This window comes from Neoluteolibacter marinus (genome assembly GCF_014904755.1).
In the GTDB taxonomy this organism is placed as follows: Bacteria; Verrucomicrobiota; Verrucomicrobiia; order Verrucomicrobiales; family Akkermansiaceae; genus Haloferula; species Haloferula marina.
Genome location: NZ_JACZFQ010000263.1, coordinates 1 through 286, shown reverse-complemented (window position 1 = coordinate 286; position 286 = coordinate 1). Strand labels below are relative to the sequence as shown.

The following is a 286-nucleotide window of genomic DNA, read 5'->3' as shown; positions in this document are numbered from 1 at the left end:
GCTGATCACCGGGCTGCTCGTCACGGTGATCTACTCCGTGTTCACGCACGGCGGCCGCTTCCCCATGACGATCGGCAAGGGGCTGCGGGAGATCGCGGCCTGCATGTACAAGATGCGGTTCTCCGCGCTGACGATCGTCTCTGTGCTGGCCCTGGCCTACGTCATGAACTTCTCCGGGCAGACCCTGGCGATCGGCACGTTCGTGGCCGGGCTGGGCGCGGCCTTCGCGTTCTTCTCCCCGGTGCTCGGCTGGGTCGGCACCGCAGTGACCGGGTCGGACACCTCG

At 67.5% G+C, this 286-nt stretch carries 1 protein-coding gene; it reads left to right on the top strand.

Annotated features, from left to right (window positions below):
* Nucleotides 1–286: L-lactate permease (locus tag IG178_RS24780; protein ID WP_193215246.1), on the top strand; the 286-nt coding region annotated here is incomplete at both ends.